General features: G+C 69.5%; 2 protein-coding genes. Both read left to right on the top strand.

The genetic code is table 11. The features are described 5' to 3' along the window. The coding region (locus tag H928_RS28460; protein WP_043340818.1) for a precorrin-8X methylmutase at positions 1-606 on the top strand (606 nt) is incomplete at its 5' end. Then, positions 596-1,222, top strand: a 627-nt coding sequence (cobI, locus tag H928_RS0117210) for a precorrin-2 C(20)-methyltransferase (protein ID WP_043340819.1), incomplete at its 3' end; no start/stop codon positions are given. The genes H928_RS28460 and cobI, both read left to right, overlap by 11 nt.

Below are 1,222 nucleotides of genomic sequence, written 5' to 3' on the forward strand. Positions count from 1 at the left end.
GGCGCCGAGATCTACCGGCAGTCCTTCGCCACCATTCGCCGCGAGGCCGATCTGCAGCGCTTCACCCCCGGTGAGGAGCGCGTGGCGGTGCGCATGATCCACGCCGCCGGCATGGTGGAGCTGGCCGCGCATGTGCAGTTCTCCGCTGGCGCGGTCGCAGCAGGCCAGCGCGCGCTGGAGGCCGGCGCGCCCGTGCTCTGCGATGTGCGCATGGTCAGCGAAGGCATTACCCGCTCGCGCCTGCCCGCTGGCAACCCGGTGATCTGCACCTTGCACGAGCCCGCTGTGGCCGAGCTGGCGCAGCAAATGAACAATACCCGCAGCGCTGCGGCGCTGGAGCTGTGGCGCCCGCACCTGGCCGGCGCCGTGGTGGCGATTGGCAATGCGCCGACCGCCCTCTTTCACCTGCTCAACATGCTGCAGGACCCGAGCTGCCCCCGCCCTGCGGCCATCATTGGCTTTCCGGTCGGTTTTATCGGCGCGGCCGAGTCCAAAGAGGCGCTGATGCAGGACCTGCCAGTGCCGGCGATGATCGTACGCGGGCGCCTGGGCGGCTCGGCGATGACCGTGGCCGCCGTCAACGCCATGGCCAGCCATGTTGAATAAGACCAGCGTCGCCGCACCGGGCATCATCTGCGTGGGCCTGGGCCCGGGCGACCCCGAACTGATGAGCATCAAGGCCGACCGCCTGGTGCGCGGCGCCCGTCATGTGGCCTTTTTCCGCAAGAAAGGCCGGCCCGGCAAGGCGCGCCAGCTGGTCGAGGGCATGCTCAGCGTCCAGGCCGCCGAGTACCCGATGGAGTACCCGGTGACCACCGAAATCCCGGTGGACAGCCCCGCCTATGTGCAGCAGCTGGCCCAGTTCTACGACGACTGGTGCCTGCGCCTGGCCGCGCTGGCCCGGCAGGAACAGGTCATCGTGCTCTGCGAAGGCGACCCCTTTCTCTACGGCTCCTTCATGCACCTCTACACGCGGCTGCGTGCGCGTGGCGATGTAGACCTGCAGGTGGTCCCCGGCATCCCCGGCATGGTGGGCTGCTGGCATGCCACCGGTGAGCCCATCACCTGGGGTGATGATGTGCTGAGCGTGATGACCGGCACCCTGTCTGAAGACGAGCTGGTGCGCCGCATGGACACGGCCGATGCGCTGGTGGTGATGAAGGTGGGGCGCAACCTGCCGCGCATCCGCCGCGCGCTCGCGCGCGCCGGCCGGGCCGACGCC

This window comes from Comamonas sp. B-9 (assembly GCF_000410635.1).
Lineage (GTDB): Bacteria > Pseudomonadota > Gammaproteobacteria > Burkholderiales > Burkholderiaceae_C > Comamonas.